The sequence below is a fragment of the Halomarina oriensis genome (assembly GCF_009791395.1).
In the GTDB taxonomy this organism is placed as follows: domain Archaea; phylum Halobacteriota; class Halobacteria; order Halobacteriales; family Haloarculaceae; genus Halomarina; species Halomarina oriensis.
Window position 1 is genome coordinate 1 of record NZ_WSZK01000022.1, and the last position, 17,970, is coordinate 17,970.

The following is a 17,970-nucleotide window of genomic DNA, read 5'->3' on the forward strand; positions in this document are numbered from 1 at the left end:
GGGACCGAATCGGAGCTTGTCGGTCTCGTTGCAATCGCTGACGAGGTTCGACCGGCCTCTCGTCGGGCCGTCGAACGGCTCCACGAGCTGGGCGTCGATCACGTCGTGATGCTGACGGGTGATAATACGGGCACGGCGCGTGCCATCGCCGAGGATGTCGGCGTCGACGAGTACCGGGCTGAACTCCTTCCCGAGGACAAAGTCGAGGCGATAGAATCGCTCCAGCGCGAATACGGGTCGGTTGCGATGGTCGGTGACGGTATCAACGATGCTCCCGCGTTGGCGACCGCCGACGTCGGCATCGCGATGGGTGCCGCAGGGACCGACACCGCACTCGAAACCGCCGACATCGCGCTGATGGGTGACGACGTCGGCAAACTCCCGTATCTGTACGCGCTCTCGCACAAAGCGAACGGTGTGATTCGACAGAACATCTGGTCGAGTCTCGGGATAAAAGCCGTGTTAGCCCTCGGCGTTCCGCTGGGGTTCGTCAGTGTCGCGCTCGCAGTCGTCGTCGGTGACATGGGGATGAGTCTCGGCGTGACGGGGAACGCGATGCGACTCTCACGGGTGCGGCCCGAGCAATCGGCCGACTCGTGAAGAACCGTTGAATCTGCGGACGACCGGGGACTCAACGTGGCACCACACCAACTCCCACCGGAATGCAGGGGTCACGCTCTGAGTATCTCGAACCGATTGAATGAACCACGCGTGCCGCGAGTGTATCGGTCCGAGCGGAGAGATACCTCCTTCGCAGATGGTTTCCGGTACTCGTTCGTAGACGGAGCCAATGGGGACCAAAGCGGGGTTACAACGCTATCAGGTCATCGTCTACGCCCTCGCCGTCGTGCTGGCGGTCGCCTTCGGACTCGTCGTGCCGGGGACTGCCTCGCTGCTTGAACAACTCATCAACCCGGTGTTGGTGGTGCTACTGTACGCAACGTTCCTCGAAGTCCCGTTCATCAAGCTCCGGCAGTCGTTCACCAATAAGCGATTCATCGTTGGCGCACTTGGAACGAACTTCCTCGTCGTGCCGGTCGTCGTCTTCGGGCTCACTCGCGTGCTCCCATCCGACCCAGTCGTCCTCGTCGGCGTGTTAATGGTGTTGTTGACACCCTGCATCGACTACGTCGTCGCCTTTACCGACATCGCTGGTGGCGACGTCGGGCAACTCACCGCCGTGACGCCGCTGTTGATGCTCGTGCAGTTGGCGTTGTTGCCGGTGTACCTCTGGGTGTTCATGGGGCAGCGTATCGCCACTGCCATCGAGCCAGTGCCGTTCGTCGAGGCGTTCCTCCTCCTCATCGCCCTGCCGCTGACGCTGGCGTGGTTCACCCAATTCTGGGCTGACCGGTCCGCAACGGGTGAGCAGTGGCAGGACCTCATGGGCTGGCTGCCGGTGCCGATGATGGGCGCGACACTACTCGTCGTCATCGCCTCGCAACTCCCCCGCGTACAGGAGTCCTTCGGGCAAATCGTAGTCGTCGTCCCTGTCTACGTCGCGTTTCTCGTCATCATGCCCGTCATCGCGCGAATCGTCGCCGCGCGACTCCGACTTCCCGACGAGGAGAGTCGGGCACTCGTGTTCACGGCGGTGACGCGCAACTCGCTGGTGGTGCTGCCGTTGGCGCTCGCACTGCCAGCGGAGTACGCACTCGTCCCGGCAGTCGTCGTCACACAGACGCTCGTCGAACTCGCCGGCATGGTCGTACTCACTCGACTCGTCGCATCGTGGGTCTGGGAGCGGTCGGGAACGATGATACGGAACGTCGGTCATCAGTGAGAGACTCACGCTCACTATCTGGCAATACCGGCAGGCAATGCGATATCTTTCATCCACACCGACCCGGAATGACTCAGCTATTAGACCCGTGTCGAGAGTGTATCGATTGGTTAATAGAAAATCAGTACTATCCTAACACTTCTGGCCGCGTATGCTCTCCCGCCGCCGGTTCATGTTCGGTCTCGGTAGCGTGCCGATGTTCAGTCTCGCTGGTTGCGCTGCGCCCGCGACGTTCGAGGTGATGAGCATCAATATTCAGCCCGGGCAGCGTTCGCAGGTATCTCGGTGACCGCTACGAGTGAGACGGTCTTCTCAATTCAAGAGGTGGTCTTCCGTGTCACCTTCACACCTGATCGCTTGGCCATTTCGTTCAATTCGCAAGTATGGAACTACTCGAAGTGGTCGGTTGATGTGCTGTGTGGACCGAGTAGAGGAGACTGGCGGTGAATAACGCAATACTGGCGACCACGAATATCGCACTGAGCGGCGACGCGGTATCGACGAAGATCCAGTACACTGGGGCTGCAATCGACGGTCCTGCTGCCAGCACGACGAGCTTCGCTGCGAGTGGACCACAGCACCCACAAGTACACGTCCCAACGATAGCTGCACTTCCGGCTGTTCCTTGTGCGAGCCCCGCCTGTTCTTCGAGTCGCCACTGGCGAGCAATCAGTGCCGCGTTCAGCCCAATGAGCGTACTCATCGTTCCGACGACAATGATGACGCCCGGTGAGAGGGCGATGAACAGCGGGATGTGGGGAAAGTACATCTCGAGGACGGGCCAGCTCACGAGCTGGTAGATCGCCGGCAGAACGACGACGAACTGTTCGTGAGGGACCCCTTCTTCGGGGAGAAATGAGAGGTAGCCAGTAATCGTGAGGAAGAACAGCCCGAGGATAAGACCGATTCCAAGACCAAACCGTCGAGCGACGGGGTCGCCCAACACTGTTCGAAGCTCCATCTCGACGTCCTGCCACAGGATGTATCCGACCAGCACAGGGGTGGCAAGCACGATTGCGTACCCCAGCGGGTGTGTGTCACTGGCTGGCCCAGGGATGAGGTAGGGGTAGGCGATCCAGAGTCCCAACAGAATCCCCAAGAAAGTGTATCGCGGGCGCGTTGGCCAGCGGAGCCATCCGATGGTAAAACTCGCGATGGTCACCGAGAGCCCGACGAGAAGTGCCAGCGGTGTGTACCACGCTCGAGGAAAGGGCAGCGAACTCGCCGAGTAGGTGAGTTCGGGTGAGAGTCCCTCGAAGAAGATTGCGCCGATGGCTATGACAGCGATACCGCCGAACACACCATAGATGGCTGTTGTCGGCGACACACGGCCCGTTCGCTTGGCAAGCAATGTCCCGACGAGGACGACAAGCCCGAGGAGCCCCACGAACAACGCATGTACTTGGGTGATCCCACCCGTTGCCGTTGATCCGTGGGCGGAGACGACTGGCATCTGTGTGAGGAAGACCAGTCCGCCAAGAATCATCAACACCAACCGCAGTGGTCGGGGGTCGCTGTTGTCTCCTCGTGACCTGCTCATACACCGTGTTTCGACTGCTGGAGGATATGCTCGTTGGACGCGCCCGGAAGGATCCAAAGGAATCCAAGGCCAGTCGGCTTCTTCGTAGCAGGCGTATGCCCGCTAGAGCTGAAGGACGAATCGGAGGTGGCGCAGGAACCACACCGGTGCAAGCCCTCCGACGAGCAGAGCCGGTGCCCAACCGCCTACTGACCAGACGAGACTACCGAGAACGACGCCGACCGAACAGACCCCAGAGTAGGCGACGACGGACGTCGCTTGGTCAACAGGGGCTGTCGGTCGAGGCCAGTCGAGCACCCAGTCGTATCGGCTGACGCGACTGATACTCAGTGCGAGTGTAAGACCACTACACTCACTGAGAAACACGGCCAGCGGCTGGACAGTGAGGAACAACGCGGCGAGTGTCGTCACGACTGCCACCGGCGTGGTGAACAATCCAACTTCGGCAAGAGTCATCCACAGCGTTTCGACAACTGTCGTGCCGTCCTCATCAGCCATCGTCTACTCCTCTGGGGGATACTGTATGAGGGCATTGGTCCATCACGTCGCGTCTCTGTGGGGGATTCAGTGGTCTGGTCCCCGTGCATTCGAGGTTGCAAATTGCCTGCTATTCGTCCATGAATCAGAGATACCGAACGCTGTCCGTCTATTGAACGCGTAGCAACGCCGAATTGGCGTGGCGATTGGTGTCGAAAGGTATTGACTGCAGGGAGCCGAAGCGGTCCTGAATGAGCTATCGAGGCGTGGACAGGGACGATGCCCTCTCCGAGCGAGCAGTGCCCGACGACACGACGAATACGTGTCGCTGTGAGTACTGCAAGACACCCTTCCCGACGACCGACCGCTTGGCACTGCATCAGGGGGTGGAACACGAGGCGCAACTCACCGCCGACGAACGGGCGGCGTTCGAAGACGCATACGATGCCGAACAGGAAGCACTCGGTCTCTTTCGGCTGAAGGCACTCCTCGCGCTTGTGCTCGTCTACTTCGGGTTTCTGATGGTGTACGGATTCGTCACCTGAACGGTCAGCTCTGTCTTGGCTCGGTGCTCAATGGCTTGGTGACATGGGCTTGAGCGAGGAGAGTGCTGTCAAACCCTCACTCATCTCACGGTTCGATGGCCACGCGTTTCACCGTGTAAACGGGAGTTCCCAATGATTGGGAAGCCGACACAGACTCTTTTGAGTGGTGGGAGGAGGTCGAGCTAGCACCTGACCATGAGCCAGCAGCAGCCCCACTCCCGACGAGAGGCCGCCCACCGAGATGCCGATTCGTCGACTGGTGTCTCGAACACCACTCGTGACGAGCGTCGTGATAGCACACACGAGACGGTGTGTTCAGAGTGTGGCGGCCAACTCACAAGAGACGAGCGCCGAGGTGAGCGGGCGTGTACTGATTGTGGGCTCGTCGTTGACGAGGACCACATCGACCGCGGGCCAGAGTGGCGGGAGTTCATGGATGATTCGGAGAACAAAGGGCGAGTTGGAGCGCCACTCACCGAGTTGCACCACGACCGGGGGCTGTCGACCAAGATCGGCTGGCAGAACAAGGATGCCTTCGGGAAAGCCCTTCAGCCAAAGCAACGGGCGAAGATGGAGCGGCTTCGAACGTGGGACGAACGATTCCGGTCGAAGGATTCACAGGAGCGCAATCTGAAGCAGGCGTTTGGCGAGATCGACCGGATGGCATCTGCACTCGGTCTTCCCAAATCGACCCGTGAGGTCGCCGCACGACTCTATCGGACTGCGATCAACAACGGATTACTTCCAGGGCGCTGTATCGAGGGAATCGCCTCAGCTAGCCTCTATACGGCTGCCAGAAAGACGCAGTCTCCACGGAGTCTCGACGAACTCACTGCAGTGAGTCGGGTCGACCGGCTCCGCATTCAGCGGGCATACCGGTATCTGATGCGAGAACTCGACCTTGGGGTTGAACCTGCCAACCCCGAGACGTACCTTCACCGATTTCACTCGACACTCGGATTCGACGATGAAGTCGAATACGTGGCGCGTGACCTCATCGAGACGGCGGTCGAGCACAACGTTCACAGTGGGAAGAGCCCACTTTCGATGGCGGCCGCAGCACTGTACGCTGCTGCTCGACTGACCAACACCGAGACGACGCAAGCCGAAATCAGCGACGCGACTGGAGTGAGTGACGTGACGATTCGCGACCGCTATCAGGATATTCTGGAGGTACAGTGATGGATTCGCACAGTCTGAACGCAGCAGGAGTGACCGTGGCCATGCTTGTGCACCGAGTGTCCGCTTCTCGCTAGTGATTCGATGCGCCTGTTTGGACCCCTCATGGCCCTCGTGCTGGTCGGCATCTTAGCTGGCATCGGCTGGTGGAAGACGGGCGGTCAGGGACGCACGCGGACTGATGGCGGGCACGTGTCAGGGTATCAGACCGAGGCTACCAAACCGTACGGGTGGCTTCGCTGGCTTACCACTGTCGACCACAGAGACATCGGCATCATGTACATCGTCTTCGGGACTGTCGCCGCCCTCTGGGGCGGGATGGACGCGATGATGGTCCGGACGGAGCTGTTGACCGCCAGTGAAACAGTGTGGGGCAACGAGACGTACAACGCGCTGTTCACGACCCACGGCATCACGATGATCTTCTTCTTCGTGGTGCCGGTGTTCGCGGGTATCGCGAACTACTTCCTGCCCATCCTCATCGACGCCGACGACATGGCGTTCCCCCGTGTGAATGCCATCGCGTTCTGGCTCCTCCCACCAGCGCTCGTGCTCGTCCGTGCGGGCCTCATCACCGAACTCATCGCGAAGATACTCGCTCCAGTACTCGGGTCGTTGCTCGACCCGCTCCTTGCAGTACGGCCCCCAACAACGTCGTGGACGATGTATACACCACTCTCAATTGCGCAGGTGAACCCAGAGGTCGACTTGATGTTGCTGGGCTTGCACCTCTCGGGCATCGGGACGACGCTCGGGGCAATCAACATCATCGTCACCATCATCACCGAACGGGGTGACGGTATCGACTGGGCAACCCTCGACATCTTCTCGTGGACGATGCTCACCCAGTCGGGCCTCATCATCTTCGCGTTCCCGCTGCTCGGGAGCGCGCTCATCATGCTCCTGATGGACCGGAACTTCGGGACGACGTTCTTCACGCTGGACGGCGGCGGCCCCATCCTCTGGCAACACCTGTTCTGGTTCTGGGGCCACCCCGAGGTGTACATCCTGTTCTTACCGGCGACGGGGCTGACGAGCCTCATCCTTCCGAAGTTCGCGGGCCGGAAGCTGTTCGGCTTCAAGTTCATCGTCTACTCGACGCTCGCCATCGGCGTCCTCTCTTTCGGGGTCTGGGCGCACCACATGTTCACTACGGGTGTCGATCCTCGAATTCGGGCGTCGTTCATGGCGGTCACCATCGCCATCGCCATCCCGAGCGCCGTCAAGACGTTCAACTGGATGACGACGATGTGGCAGGGAGCCATCAAACTCACCGCCCCAATGATTCTCGTTATCGGTGGCGTCGGCACCTTTATTATCGGTGGCGTAACGGGCGTGTTCCTCGCATCGATTCCCGTCGACATGGCGTTCCAGGGGACGTACTACGTCGTCGGCCACTTCCACTTCATCATCATGGGCATCATCGCCATGGCGATGGTCGCTGCGAGTTACTACTGGTATCCGATCCTCACCCGCCGGATGTACGATCAGCGGTTGGCTCGTGTTCAATCCGTCCTACTCATCATCGGTGTGACGGTCACCTTCACGACCATGCTCGTCCTCGGGTACTTCGGGTTGCCCCGCCGGTATGCGGAATATCCCCAGCAGTTCGAACTGTTGCAACAGATCACAACGCTCGGGGCGTATCTCATCATGCTCAGCGTCGGGATGTGGCTCGTCAATCTGGTCCAGTCCATGCGAACTGGTCCGATCGTCATGGACGCCGATGTCTGGGGGCTGAAAGAGACCGACCAGTTCACCCGTGAGTGGCAGTGGTTTGAACGCACTCTTGACGAAGACAGGAGGATCGACTGACGACGAGGTGGTTAGATCACGTCATTCGGGTCGTGTTTGTCTCGCATCCGCTGAGCCTCTGCCGCGTACTGTTCCTGTGTGTCCGGGTCGTTGACCGTGCCGAGGTTGGTCGAAGCAACATCGACGGCGGCCGTCGTGTCCCGGACATCGGTGAAGGAGGTAAGGGCCCGTTCTTTTCGGTAATCCCGTGTTCCATCGGGCGTCGAATATGTGAGAATGATGAGATTCTGCTCGTCGTCGGAATACGTCCGTTCGACAAGCCAGACCTGTACTGTATCCTCATCAGTAGTTTCGGACATACTAGCACGTTGTCGACGCAATGACAAAGGGATAATGGGCGTGACTCGCCAAGGGGACCCTTCTCGTCCGGCGGTTCTACGCCAGGTCGTTGTGACGAAAACACAGTCTACTCATCTCACCCTTTGGGGTCAGTACTACACCGGATCGGTCGTCGAACCACGTCGCCACCGAGACAGGCTCACTGTGCATCCGGGTCGAACTGCGAGACAAACTGGACCAAACCAAATAGCGTTCCGAGAACAACCGCGGTGGCGAGCGCACCGTAGAGCGCCAGCCCACCGGGAGTGGGATGGAACAGGGTAAGTTCACCGAGTCGGATATGGCTCATCGTTCCTGCAGCGACGATACCGATGAGATATCCGAACACAGCAGCGACCACGACAGCAGTTAGAGCGACGAGACCGAGCACGCGTCGTCCAGCGAGTCGTGAGCGAGTTTGATGTCCCATGTTCACTCTTGATGCGTCCTCGCCATAGCCTCGGTGATAGCGTCTCAACCAACGTGACTCAGACAGCAGCGGTCGCCTGTAAGTACGCTAGACCGAACTGCGCCGCATTGTACAGCCCGTGAATCATCGCCGGGACGAAGAGGTTTCCACTGAGGACGTATGCGCCGCCGAGAACGGTCGCGAGTACAAAGACGAAGCCGATGTAGGCGGCGACGCCCGCCCCGCTACCGATGAGCGAGAACACGTGAATCGAGGCGAAGATCGCACTGGCGAGTACTATCGCTCGGACGACGTGGAACGACTCGTTCAGTGACCCTTGAATCACACCACGGTAGAGAAGTTCCTCACCGGGGCCGACGAGTAGGATGGAGAGTGGGACCAACAGGAGAAACGCAATCGGCTCTTGGCTCGCGGTCCTAACGACCTCGTTTTGGGCGGGTTCGATGCCAATGGCCTGAAGCAGTTGTGACATCGCTATCAGCAACCCGAACAGGACAACGAACCCACCGACGATCCAGCCGAGGTCTCGAAGCGTTGGGACTCGCACCCGAAGGAATGACAACTCCCGATCTGAGAGAGCAAGATATCCTAGTGCGATACTCCCGAAGGCAACTCCCTGCAGGAGGACAGTCGAAAGGAACAGTTGGCGAGCGGGGTGGTCGAATACGCTCACGCCCGCCCATTCCAGTCCGAGAATCGCGACGGAGACAAGCACGGTACCGGCCACAAGCCCACCAATCGCGAGGCCTGCGGAAACCAGTAGTGTCCGGATGCCGGTTACCTTCGAACGGGTCGTGGTCATCGCTCCACCTTCGAGGAGGAGCGAAAAACCCGTTGTGAATCGTCGTCGAGTGTGCGAAGCCGACCACTCCTGCGGGCGCATCCGGTAGGTACTACCCGCTGTCGCTAGAACCTTCGTTGATGGCTGGCCGCGATTCCTCAATGTGGAGACTCGCCCGACGCTTCGCCCTCTTTTGGAGTGCTGGAGTGCTGGCACTCCTGACGCTCGACAGTGTGGCAGCGAGCAACGCCGCAGTGAGTCTCAACAACGCGGCCGCCCGCAACGCTCTGGCCGTCCCGCGGTGGTTGTACCTGAGCACCGGTGGTGGCACGATTGGAGCTTCAGCGCTGTTGGCCAGCTTCGTCACAGACAGACAATACATCGAATACGTCCACAACTGGGCCGTTGACGTTCATCCTACAAGGCTCGTTCGCCGCGGCGGGACTGCTGTGCTTCGGTTCCTTGGGGTCGTCGCGCTTGGGTACGTCATCTGGAGTGGGTTGACTGGCCCCCAGATACCGACCGTCAACGGAGCGGTCATCCTTGTCTTTGCAGGGGTACGCGCCGGGTTGACAATCATCTCGTACCTTATCGGGAACCCGTGGCCACTGGTGAACCCGTGGCGCACCCTCTCAACGGTTCTCCCCACTTTCGACATCCAGTACCCGGCCCGTGTCGGACGCTGGCCAGCCGTCGGGGGGTTCTTAGGTCTCATCTGGATCGAGACGACGACGCCAATTAACAATCAGCCAGCGTTGTTGGCGACCGTTCTACTCGGGTACTCGATACTCACTCTGACGGGGGCACTGGTGTTTGGACGAGACGCGTGGTTCGATAATGTAGATCCCATCTCGGTCATGTTCCGCTTCTATGGTAGCGTCGCGCCAATCCAGCGCAGCGATGACGGCCTCTCGATCCGCCCACCAGGGTTCGGGCTTCCTGCGAAGCGAATCGTCGATAGCCTCGACGATATCGCGTTTATCATCGCGCTGGTCTGGGAACTCACCTTCACCGGCTTCGTTACAACCGCCCCGGGGGCGGCATTCGTCGAAGCACTCGTCAGCCTCGGATTCCCCGTCTTGGGTGTTTACCTGACCGTGTTCATCGGAGGCTACGGGCTCTTCGTCGGTGTCTATCTCGCAGCTGCGAAGCGCACCCGCACGTTCGTCGGGACGTACTTCACGAGTCGCGCGTTGGCGCTTCGCTTCGCGCCGCCACTCCTCGCCATTGGTGCTGGATATCATCTCGCCCACTACTTCGGCTTCTTCATCTCGTTGCTCCCATCGTTACAGGCGGTTATCACAAGCCCACTCACCCCGCCCGCGAACCCAATCGTATTGACGCTCCCCGGGTGGTTTGAGGGCCTCAACATCGCCTTCGTCCTCTTGGGACACCTGCTGGCAATCTGGCTCGCCCACGCGATTGCCTACGAGACGTTCGCTTCACGACTGGTCGCGATTCGGAGCCAGTATTCGTTTATCGCTGTTATGATCGGTTACACCGTGATCAGTCTCTGGTTGATCTCGCTCCCCACCGCTACGCCAGCATTCCTGTGAGGAGAGCTGGAGACGAGTAGTCCGCAGCGCTTCACTGTCCAATAGTCATGGCCGGCATCTCGAAGAAGGCAGTCTCGTACCCGTCGTGACGGGCAACCTGTGGCGGCAAGTCGACGGTGAGTGTGAGGTGTTCGATGTCGGTAGTCTTCTCGAGGGGCACGCCATAGTGGTATCCGAGCGTCGAATCCAACGCGGCACTGAGTGAGATGTCAATCGTATTCCCAGCTGCGGTGGTCACTTCTCCACTGAGTTGCATCATCGGAAGGACGATACGATTGTACGGGGTGTGGGCGGTCACTGCCAGATACGTTCCCCCGCCGAATCGTGGTGCATCCCGGATGAGACGAGCAGTGAACTGCGCATCACCGCTCACCGCTGTCCCGAGGACGCTTCCTACTGCGATGTCTGGTACGACCCCACTGGGAACGCCCATGTCCATTGGTTCGATGGCTGCGCGCTGGCCTTGTCGTTCCCCCAACCGGCGAATCGAGAGGTCATAGAGGGCGTCGGTATCGAAGGTAAACGGGAGTTCTACGGACAGAGGGTCGCCGAACCGACTGGTGAACGCTCCCGTGCGGGGCATCGAGAGCCCGCCGATGCTGAGTCGAACCTGATACTCACCTTCGCCATCGAGGGGAAAGTTCGCCCCGTAGTGAAATCCCATCTGCTGGGAGAGCATTGGGTAGATGACCTCTTGGGACACGAGCGACTCGTCGCGATGGATTTCGAGCGAGACGCCGCTGGAGGGTACGACGATGCCGGTTTCGCGATCCCACACCGACGCCATCAGATGGACAGAGTCGTCAGCGGTGACGGTCACCTTCTCACGCGCGTCCGACTGGACATTCCAGAACCGATGGGGATAGGAGTAACTCAACGCGACCTTGTACGCACCGACTGTCGCGGTTTGGATGAGCGCCATCCCTTCGGTAATCGCCGGGACGTAGACTGCTTGGGGTCGATTCTCGACGAGTGGCGGATCTCGCCAGGCCGATGTTCGTTCGAATCCGTCGAGACACCCGGCGAGTGTCGCACCAAGCCCCGCCCCACCTAGCCGAAGGACATCACGCCGGTCCATTATCGAACCACGGGCGCACGGACACAAACACTCGCTGATTGTGGCTCGACCCTCACGAGTTAACAAATAAGGCCGCTCCGAATAATAAGAACACTAGATAAAACCCCGTTTTCTAACAGCCCGATTAATATATTTCCGGCAGCTATCCTGAGCTATGACAGACGAGTCCCCAGGCTCCGACACATCTTCATCCGGGGGGGACAGCGAGCAGTCCTCGGGCGGCCACGGTCATGACCATAACCATGACCGTGACCACAGTCACTCGGCAGCGAGCAACGCTGCCGCCGACGAACGTCTCGACGGTGACACGACGGTCGAGTTGTCGGTACCGGAGATGGACTGCGCCTCGTGTGCGAAGAAGGTCGAATCGAGTGTCCGCAAGTTGGAGGGGATCGAGTCAGTCGACCCCCAGGTGACGAGCGGGCGACTGCGTGTCGGCTACAACGACACGCAGACCGACGCCGACGCGATCACTGACCGGGTCGAGAAGGCGGGCTATACGGTCGAAGCAAGTAGTGGCCCACAGTCCGTGCGATTTGACGTCCCCGATATGGACTGTGCGTCGTGTGCTGGCAAGGTCGAGAACGCACTTGGGTCGGTGAGTGGTATCCACCGTTACGACACGCAGCCGACGAGCGGGACTGTCCAAGTCGAGTTCGACGAGGAGACAGTCTCGCGTCGTCAACTCGTCGATGCCATCGAGGGAGTGGGGTACGGGGTCACCAACGCTGAGGCGAACGACGAAGCGAACCAGACGGGCCGGTCAGAGAGCGTCTGGCGGAGTAAGCGGGCCATCAAGACGTGGATTAGCGGCGTGTTCGTCGGGTTCGGACTCCTCTTCGAGTTCCCCCTCGAGGCGGCAAACGCGGAGGTGGCGAGCATCCTCGGGACCGAACTGTTGCTGGCGGACGTACTGTTCTTGGTCGCCGTCGCCATCGGTGGACAGACAATCCTCCGCAACGGCTACTACTCCGCTCGGAACCTGAACCTCGACATCGACCTGCTGATGAGCAGTGCAATCATCGGCGCACTCGTCGCGAGTCTCGGGTTCGGGGCGGCGCTGTACTTCGAGGCGGCGACGCTCGCGTTCCTGTTCAGCGTCGCCGAGTTGCTCGAACGCTACTCGATGGACAAGACCCGCAACTCCCTGCGTGAGCTGATGGACCTCTCGCCCGACGAGGCGACGGTCCGGCGCGACGGCGAGGAACTGACCGTCCCCGTCGACGACGTTCGGGTCGGTGAAGTCGTTCTCGTTCGTCCGGGCGAGAAGATTCCGATGGATGGCGAGGTCGTCAACGGTGAGAGCGCGGTCAACCAGGCTCCCATCACGGGGGAGTCGGTGCCCGTCGATAAGACGACCGGCGACGAGGTGTACGCTGGCACGGTCAACGAGGGCGGCTACTTGGAAGTGAAAGTCACGAGCGAGGCGAGCGACAACACCATCTCGCGGGTGGTTTCGATGGTCGAAGACGCCCAGTCGAACAAGACTGACCGCGAGCAGTTCGTCGAGCGCTTCGCAGACTACTATACACCCATTGTCGTCACCGTCGCCCTTGCCGCGATGGTAATACCACCAGTGGCGCTGGGTGCGAGCTGGACGACGTGGTTCGTCCGCGGTCTCACACTGATTGTGCTCGCGTGTCCGTGTGCGTTCGTCATCTCGACGCCCGTCTCCGTGGTGTCGGGCATCACCAGCGCCGCGAAGAACGGCGTCCTCATCAAAGGCGGCGACCACCTGGAGGCGATGGGCGAGGTCGATGCGATCGCCCTCGACAAGACCGGGACGCTGACGAAGGGTGAACTCGCTGTGACGGATGTCGTTCCACTCAACGGCAACAGCGAGGAGGACGTCCTGCGCTGTGCCCGTGGCCTCGAAACCCGGTCGGAACACCCCATTGGCGAGGCGATCGTCGCGCAGGCAAACGACCGTGGTGTGGCCGACCGCGAGGTCGACGACTTCGAGAGTCTCACCGGGAAAGGCGTTCGGGCGGACCTCGACGGGGAGCCACACTTCGCGGGGAAACCAGGCCTGTTCGAGGAGCTGGGCTTCGACCTCTCGCACGTCCACGCGACGACCGACGGCGGGCAGGTAACGGCGACGACCCAGCAGCTCTGTGAACGCAATGACTGCCTCGACTTGTTGGAGAGCACTGTCCCAAAACTCCAGTCGGAGGGAAAAACCGTCGTCCTCGTCGGGACCGAAGACGAACTGGAGGGCGTCATCGCCGTCGCCGACGAGGTTCGCCCCGACGCTGCGGCGATGGTCGAGCGTCTCCACGACCTCGGCGTGGAGCACGTCGTGATGCTCACGGGCGACAACCAGCGCACCGCCAACGCCATCGGGGAGCAGGTCGGTGTCGATGACGTCCGCGCCGAACTCCTCCCCGAAGACAAGGTGAGCGCGGTCGAGGCGCTCCAGCGTGAGTACGGCACGGTCGCGATGGTCGGCGACGGCATCAACGACGCGCCCGCACTGGCCACCGCCGACGTCGGCGTCGCCATGGGTGCGGCCGGGACCGACACCGCCCTCGAAACGGCGGATATCGCGTTGATGGCCGACGACCTCTCGCGTCTGCCGTACCTCTACGACCTCTCACACCGGGCGAACGGCGTCATCCGGCAGAACATCTGGGTCAGTCTCGGCGCGAAAGCCGTTCTTGCCGTCGCCGTCCCCTTCGGCCTCCCCATCTGGGCCGCCGTCCTGTTCGGCGACGCCGGCATGACCGTCGGTGTCACCGGCAACGCGATGCGCCTCTCCCGCGTTCGTGCCGCACTTGGAGCCACGACGTAATCGACGTCAAATCATCATCTGCTACTCATCAATGGAACTCACATCACGCCGAGCGTTAGTCCTCGTCGCACTGGCGGGTATCATCATCCCAGGGGTGTTGGACTTCACCCTCGTCCAGTACGGGTACTCCGGTGTCGGTAGCTTCGTTTGGACAGTTGGTTACGGAGGTGCCGTGATTGCGGTCTGGTACGGCTGGCTCCGGCCACTCGACATCACCGGTGACACCGGTGAGTCACGCGCGTGGACCGTCGACGCTGACGACCCAACGGTCGAGAGTGATTCGACGGACAGGGATACGGCTTCCGAGGAGGACGACGACAGATGAGCATACACGATCACTCCGGTGGCCACGATGACGAACACGGAAGCCATCAAAGTGGGTCACAGAGCACCCGCACGCTCGCCGTCGTTGCGGCGATCAACTTCGTCGGGTTTGTCGTCGAACTGGCCGGTGGCCTGGCCTTTGGGTCGGTCGCGCTCATCAGCGATGCGTTCCACATGCTGTTCGATATGCTCGCGTACGTGATGGCCTTCGGCGCGAGCTACACCGCTGAACGATACGAAGGCGGTGAGCGATGGTCCTACGGCCTTCACCGTCTCGAACCGACGGCGGCGTTCCTCAATGGTGCGTTACTCCTCCCGATGGTGGGCTACATCCTCTGGGAGTCCTACCAGCGCTTCCTGAATCCGGTGGCCATCGACCCAATGTTGACACTGGTCATCGCCGTCGGTGGGCTGCTCGTTAACCTCGGCTCGGTGTATATTCTGCAGGGCGGCGAGATGAGCCTCAACGAGCGCGGCGCGTTCTACCACCTGCTCGGGGACGCCGGGGGGTCGGTGGCCGTCATCGTCTCGACAGTTGCCGTCGCGGCGTTTGATCTTCCGATTGCCGACCCGATTGCGGCCGTGCTTATCGGGGCACTCGTCCTCTGGTCGGCGGGGAAGGTGCTCAGAGAAAGTACAGCGATTCTCCTCGAACGTAGTCCCGTGCCGAGTGACGAGGTCCGAACTGAGCTCTTGGCACTCGACGATGTCGACAGTATCGCGGATCTGCACATCTGGCAGGTTTGTAGCCAACTGACAGTTGCGACAGTTCGACTCACGACGCAAAGCGAGTCGCTCACTGACCAGCGGGCAGTTCAGCAGGCCGTTCACGAACGACTAGCTGAGTGGGATATCGACCACGCGACCGTTGAGTGTCTCGACGGCACTGCCCCCGATGTCGTCCAGTCTGCGGCGACCGACCATCACTGAGTTACAATGCCACCGCACGCCACCAGCGACATGTTCGAGATTCTCGATGTGACCGACGAGAACCTCGTCGCGGTTCGGGTCGGTCGGGGCACACCGAAGGGCTACGACGAACTCTACTCGCTGCTCGTCGAGAAAACCGAACAGCATGGTAGGGTCCGCGTGTACGAAGAAGTCACCGCCTGGACATTCCAGACGTTCCTTTCACACTTCCACGGCATCGCCCCGGACCTCCGATACGGTTCCGGGTTCACCATCAGTCGCTATGCGGCGATCGGTGACTCGCCGTGGGCGAAACTGCTGTTCGTGTTGTGGCGCGCAATTCGCCCTGTGTGGCCGGTCGCCCCCGACGAGATGCGTTACTTCTCGCTCGACGCGGAGGCTGCTGCCCAAGAGTGGATTCAGGAGCGTGAGCAATGACCGATAGCATCCTCGTGGTCGGTGGGTACGGAACGGTCGGACGAACGGTTTGTCGAACTCTCGCTGAGTCGACCGACCGGCCAGTACTGGCCGGGGGCCGGAATTGGCGGGCGGCACAACGATTCGCAGCGACAGCAGACGGTGTCGAGGCGCGACACATCGATGTCGCCGATAGCAGAACGTATGACGAGACACTCAGAAATGTTGAGACCGTCGTCGTCTGTTTCGATCAGAAGACCGTGGCATTTCCACAGGCCTGCTTCGAACGAGGCATCGATTATTTCGACACGTCGCCGACCGATACGTTGCTCCGAGCGATCGAGGAATGCGACGATGTCGCCCGAGCTGAGAAAGCGACAGGTATTCTGAGTCTTGGGCTCTCCCCTGGGCTGACGAATCTCTTTGCTGCTGCAGGGATGACCGCCCTAGACTACACGACCCAAATCGACATCACACTCCTGCTGGGCCTCGGCGAGGAGTTCGGCCCGGACACGATTAAGTGGACCCTCGAAGATGGACTCGATGACTTCACGGTGCGGACTGACGGTGTCGACCGAGATGTCGTCGCGTTCACTGATGGACGCGTCACTCATATCCCCGGGTGGGGTCGCCGTCGGGTATACCGCGCGAATCTCGCCGACCAGCACGTCCTCGCTCGTACGACGACTGTCCCCACGGTTGCCACGCGACTCTGCTATAGCTCACACATCGCGACGAAGGCACTCGCCATGGTGATGCACACGGGCCGCGTCGACGACGTGGTTTCGGGTATCGGTATCGAGAGGATCGCCCGTACCGGTTCGTCACTGGCGGTTGGTGCGGCCGAATCAGTGGTGATGACTGAGGTTCAGGGGGTCGTCGGTGATTGTCCGACTCGGCACACGCGGTGGCTTCGCGGGCCTGACCAGGCCCGTGCCACCGGGCTCGTCGCGGCACAAGCAATCCAACAGCTCGATACAACATCGATACCGACCGGAGTCCACCACCTCCACCAAGTGTTCGACCTTGAGCCATTCTGTGAGCGACTCTTAGAAGCCGGATACGCACTGGGTGAGTCAGTCGAACAGACCAGTGAACCATCCATATTTTGATGAGCAAACCTCTGAGCTACTTCTCACCCTCGTTCGAGGTACAGTGAGTAGAGAATGGTTGCGAACCCGAGCGCGACGAGAACGCTGTTGAGAAGGACTCCAACTTCGAGCGAGACCGAGAGGACTTGGTTGGCAATACCCGCGAGTAGCGCCCCCAGAGTGATGATTGTGAACCCGATACCGAGGAGCCGAATAGACGGTGAGTTTGTCTGGCGATATGCCTTGTATGCGATGTACGTAATCGCCGCACCCAGCAGCAAGATGATGGTTTTGACGACGACGATAGCAGGTCCGACCCACATCACAGTTCGTCCCCCATCTTCGACCAGATATCGGCCAGTCGTTCCCCAGCGTTTCGTGGGGGGCGGTCGATGGTCACTGCGAACGTATCGTCGGATTCCATCGAGATTGTAACGTCCTCGAAGTCTCGTTCGTAGAGCGTCACGCGGCCCCCGTTCGGGTTGATCCGGTCCTGTTCGCGAACGAGTGACGCCGCGCAGAGTCGGTCGAGCTTACGGTACACCGTCGACTGGGAGATGTCACAGGCATCGATAAGGTCGGTTGCGGTCATGGGCTCGGCAGTGTGTTGCAGGATGGTTCGACAATCTTCATCGTCCAGCGCCTCGAGGACCACCTCTGGCGAGGGGCCATCGTCAGATGGCGCTGGAGCAGGCACCATGGACCGAGTTTATCGACGCGACGGAATATACACCCCGAAAGATGACGCCAACTGTCGAGAAATCTACCTTACTGGTCCCGAGTTGAACGAGCAGTCAATAGATTCCGATGTCCTACAATTCTACGCTCTCCCGCCGTATCAACGCTGTAGTCTGTCCAATATGGCACCTCTCTGCCACGACTTCCAGTTTCCCCAAGAGAACAAACAGAGCCAGCTAATCAGGTCAGTACTGGCCC

General features: G+C 60.4%; 19 protein-coding genes. 11 read left to right on the plus strand and 8 right to left on the minus strand.

What is annotated here, in order from left to right:
* Together GQS65_RS12820 and GQS65_RS12825 are read left to right on the plus strand one after the other, a co-directional pair.
* Positions 1-600 (plus strand): HAD-IC family P-type ATPase (locus tag GQS65_RS12820; RefSeq protein ID WP_158205041.1); only part of this gene is annotated, 600 nt, incomplete at its 5' end.
* 190 nt (positions 601-790) lie between these two features.
* Positions 791-1,783, plus strand: a complete 993-nt coding sequence (locus tag GQS65_RS12825; RefSeq protein WP_158205042.1) for an arsenic resistance protein — start codon at positions 791-793, stop codon at positions 1,781-1,783.
* Positions 1,784-2,153: 370 nt separating this feature from the next.
* On the opposite strand, the gene GQS65_RS12830 is transcribed toward GQS65_RS12825, so the two are convergent.
* Complete coding sequence (locus GQS65_RS12830; protein WP_199268459.1) at positions 2,154-3,236, minus strand: hypothetical protein; 1,083 nt, start codon at positions 3,234-3,236, stop codon at positions 2,154-2,156.
* Between the two features lie 189 nt (positions 3,237-3,425).
* Positions 3,426-3,821, minus strand: a complete 396-nt coding sequence (locus GQS65_RS12835) for a hypothetical protein (protein WP_158205043.1) — start codon at positions 3,819-3,821, stop codon at positions 3,426-3,428.
* 230 nt (positions 3,822-4,051) lie between these two features.
* Between GQS65_RS12835 and GQS65_RS12840 the strand changes: the two genes are divergently transcribed.
* From GQS65_RS12840 to GQS65_RS12850, 3 genes are all read left to right on the plus strand, one after another.
* On the plus strand, positions 4,052-4,345 hold the full coding sequence (locus GQS65_RS12840) for a DNA-binding protein (protein ID WP_199268460.1): 294 nt from the start codon (positions 4,052-4,054) through the stop codon (positions 4,343-4,345).
* A 195-nt stretch (positions 4,346-4,540) separates the two neighbouring features.
* A complete protein-coding gene (locus tag GQS65_RS12845; RefSeq protein ID WP_158205044.1) occupies positions 4,541-5,527 on the plus strand; it encodes a transcription initiation factor IIB in 987 nt (328 codons plus the stop codon).
* A gap of 102 nt (positions 5,528-5,629) precedes the next feature.
* Positions 5,630-7,339: a cbb3-type cytochrome c oxidase subunit I gene (locus GQS65_RS12850; protein WP_368280133.1), complete on the plus strand. Its 1,710-nt coding sequence runs from the start codon at positions 5,630-5,632 to the stop codon at positions 7,337-7,339.
* 11 nt (positions 7,340-7,350) lie between these two features.
* On the opposite strand, the gene GQS65_RS12855 is transcribed toward GQS65_RS12850, so the two are convergent.
* The 3 genes from GQS65_RS12855 to GQS65_RS12865 form a co-directional block, all read right to left on the minus strand.
* Positions 7,351-7,638 carry a hypothetical protein gene (locus tag GQS65_RS12855; RefSeq protein ID WP_158205046.1) on the minus strand — a complete coding sequence of 96 codons (288 nt, stop codon included), beginning with the start codon at positions 7,636-7,638 and terminating at the stop codon, positions 7,351-7,353.
* A 179-nt stretch (positions 7,639-7,817) separates the two neighbouring features.
* Positions 7,818-8,048, minus strand: a complete 231-nt coding sequence (locus GQS65_RS12860) for a DUF7520 family protein (RefSeq protein WP_158205047.1) — start codon at positions 8,046-8,048, stop codon at positions 7,818-7,820.
* 97 nt (positions 8,049-8,145) lie between these two features.
* Positions 8,146-8,889, minus strand: coding sequence for a CPBP family intramembrane glutamic endopeptidase (locus GQS65_RS12865; RefSeq protein ID WP_158205048.1), 744 nt, complete (start codon positions 8,887-8,889; stop codon positions 8,146-8,148).
* A gap of 119 nt (positions 8,890-9,008) precedes the next feature.
* Here GQS65_RS12865 and GQS65_RS12870 point away from each other — a divergent pair, with 119 nt between their 5' ends.
* On the plus strand, positions 9,009-10,424 hold the full coding sequence (locus GQS65_RS12870) for a hypothetical protein (protein WP_233265128.1): 1,416 nt from the start codon (positions 9,009-9,011) through the stop codon (positions 10,422-10,424).
* Positions 10,425-10,455: 31 nt separating this feature from the next.
* On the opposite strand, the gene GQS65_RS12875 is transcribed toward GQS65_RS12870, so the two are convergent.
* The gene (locus GQS65_RS12875) at positions 10,456-11,502 is read right to left on the minus strand and encodes an iron transporter (protein ID WP_158205049.1); all 1,047 of its coding nucleotides are present in this window, start codon (positions 11,500-11,502) and stop codon (positions 10,456-10,458) included.
* Between the two features lie 154 nt (positions 11,503-11,656).
* Here GQS65_RS12875 and GQS65_RS12880 point away from each other — a divergent pair, with 154 nt between their 5' ends.
* Genes GQS65_RS12880 through GQS65_RS12900 form a run of 5 tightly spaced genes read left to right on the plus strand, consistent with a single transcriptional unit; the run spans position 11,657 to position 17,055 of the window.
* Positions 11,657-14,293, plus strand: a complete 2,637-nt coding sequence (locus tag GQS65_RS12880; RefSeq protein ID WP_158205050.1) for a heavy metal translocating P-type ATPase — start codon at positions 11,657-11,659, stop codon at positions 14,291-14,293.
* Positions 14,294-14,324: 31 nt separating this feature from the next.
* Positions 14,325-14,618, plus strand: coding sequence for a hypothetical protein (locus GQS65_RS21415; RefSeq protein WP_199268461.1), 294 nt, complete (start codon positions 14,325-14,327; stop codon positions 14,616-14,618).
* Entirely contained in the window at positions 14,615-15,547 is a 933-nt protein-coding gene (locus tag GQS65_RS12890; protein ID WP_158205051.1) for a cation diffusion facilitator family transporter, read from the plus strand. The genes GQS65_RS21415 and GQS65_RS12890 overlap by 4 nt, the downstream gene beginning before the upstream one ends.
* A gap of 6 nt (positions 15,548-15,553) precedes the next feature.
* Positions 15,554-15,964, plus strand: coding sequence for a SpoIIAA family protein (locus tag GQS65_RS12895; protein WP_233265129.1), 411 nt, complete (start codon positions 15,554-15,556; stop codon positions 15,962-15,964).
* Complete coding sequence (locus GQS65_RS12900) at positions 15,961-17,055, plus strand: saccharopine dehydrogenase family protein (RefSeq protein ID WP_158205052.1); 1,095 nt, start codon at positions 15,961-15,963, stop codon at positions 17,053-17,055. The genes GQS65_RS12895 and GQS65_RS12900 overlap by 4 nt, the downstream gene beginning before the upstream one ends.
* 23 nt (positions 17,056-17,078) lie before the next feature.
* On the opposite strand, the gene GQS65_RS12905 is transcribed toward GQS65_RS12900, so the two are convergent.
* The gene (locus GQS65_RS12905; protein WP_394351449.1) at positions 17,079-17,360 is read right to left on the minus strand and encodes a DUF7521 family protein; all 282 of its coding nucleotides are present in this window, start codon (positions 17,358-17,360) and stop codon (positions 17,079-17,081) included.
* Positions 17,357-17,734 carry a winged helix-turn-helix domain-containing protein gene (locus GQS65_RS12910; RefSeq protein WP_158205054.1) on the minus strand — a complete coding sequence of 126 codons (378 nt, stop codon included), beginning with the start codon at positions 17,732-17,734 and terminating at the stop codon, positions 17,357-17,359. Before GQS65_RS12910 ends, GQS65_RS12905 begins: the two co-directional genes overlap by 4 nt.
* Between the last annotated feature and the right edge of the window lie 236 nt (positions 17,735-17,970).

Excerpts from the sequence above, each read along its gene's own strand:
- GQS65_RS12825 (WP_158205042.1), top strand. The coding sequence starts at position 791 with ATGGGGACCAAAGCGGGGTTACAACGCTATCAGGTCATCGTCTACGCC.
- GQS65_RS12830 (WP_199268459.1), bottom strand. The coding sequence starts at position 3,236 with ATGCCAGTCGTCTCCGCCCACGGATCAACGGCAACGGGTGGGATCACC.
- GQS65_RS12835 (WP_158205043.1), bottom strand. The coding sequence starts at position 3,821 with ATGGCTGATGAGGACGGCACGACAGTTGTCGAAACGCTGTGGATGACT.
- GQS65_RS12840 (WP_199268460.1), top strand. The coding sequence starts at position 4,052 with ATGAGCTATCGAGGCGTGGACAGGGACGATGCCCTCTCCGAGCGAGCA.
- GQS65_RS12845 (WP_158205044.1), top strand. The coding sequence starts at position 4,541 with ATGAGCCAGCAGCAGCCCCACTCCCGACGAGAGGCCGCCCACCGAGAT.
- GQS65_RS12850 (WP_368280133.1), top strand. The coding sequence starts at position 5,630 with ATGGCCCTCGTGCTGGTCGGCATCTTAGCTGGCATCGGCTGGTGGAAG.
- GQS65_RS12855 (WP_158205046.1), bottom strand. The coding sequence starts at position 7,638 with ATGTCCGAAACTACTGATGAGGATACAGTACAGGTCTGGCTTGTCGAA.
- GQS65_RS12865 (WP_158205048.1), bottom strand. The coding sequence starts at position 8,889 with ATGACCACGACCCGTTCGAAGGTAACCGGCATCCGGACACTACTGGTT.
- GQS65_RS12870 (WP_233265128.1), top strand. The coding sequence starts at position 9,009 with ATGGCTGGCCGCGATTCCTCAATGTGGAGACTCGCCCGACGCTTCGCC.
- GQS65_RS12875 (WP_158205049.1), bottom strand. The coding sequence starts at position 11,502 with ATGGACCGGCGTGATGTCCTTCGGCTAGGTGGGGCGGGGCTTGGTGCG.
- GQS65_RS12880 (WP_158205050.1), top strand. The coding sequence starts at position 11,657 with ATGACAGACGAGTCCCCAGGCTCCGACACATCTTCATCCGGGGGGGAC.
- GQS65_RS21415 (WP_199268461.1), top strand. The coding sequence starts at position 14,325 with ATGGAACTCACATCACGCCGAGCGTTAGTCCTCGTCGCACTGGCGGGT.
- GQS65_RS12890 (WP_158205051.1), top strand. The coding sequence starts at position 14,615 with ATGAGCATACACGATCACTCCGGTGGCCACGATGACGAACACGGAAGC.
- GQS65_RS12895 (WP_233265129.1), top strand. The coding sequence starts at position 15,554 with ATGCCACCGCACGCCACCAGCGACATGTTCGAGATTCTCGATGTGACC.
- GQS65_RS12900 (WP_158205052.1), top strand. The coding sequence starts at position 15,961 with ATGACCGATAGCATCCTCGTGGTCGGTGGGTACGGAACGGTCGGACGA.
- GQS65_RS12910 (WP_158205054.1), bottom strand. The coding sequence starts at position 17,734 with ATGGTGCCTGCTCCAGCGCCATCTGACGATGGCCCCTCGCCAGAGGTG.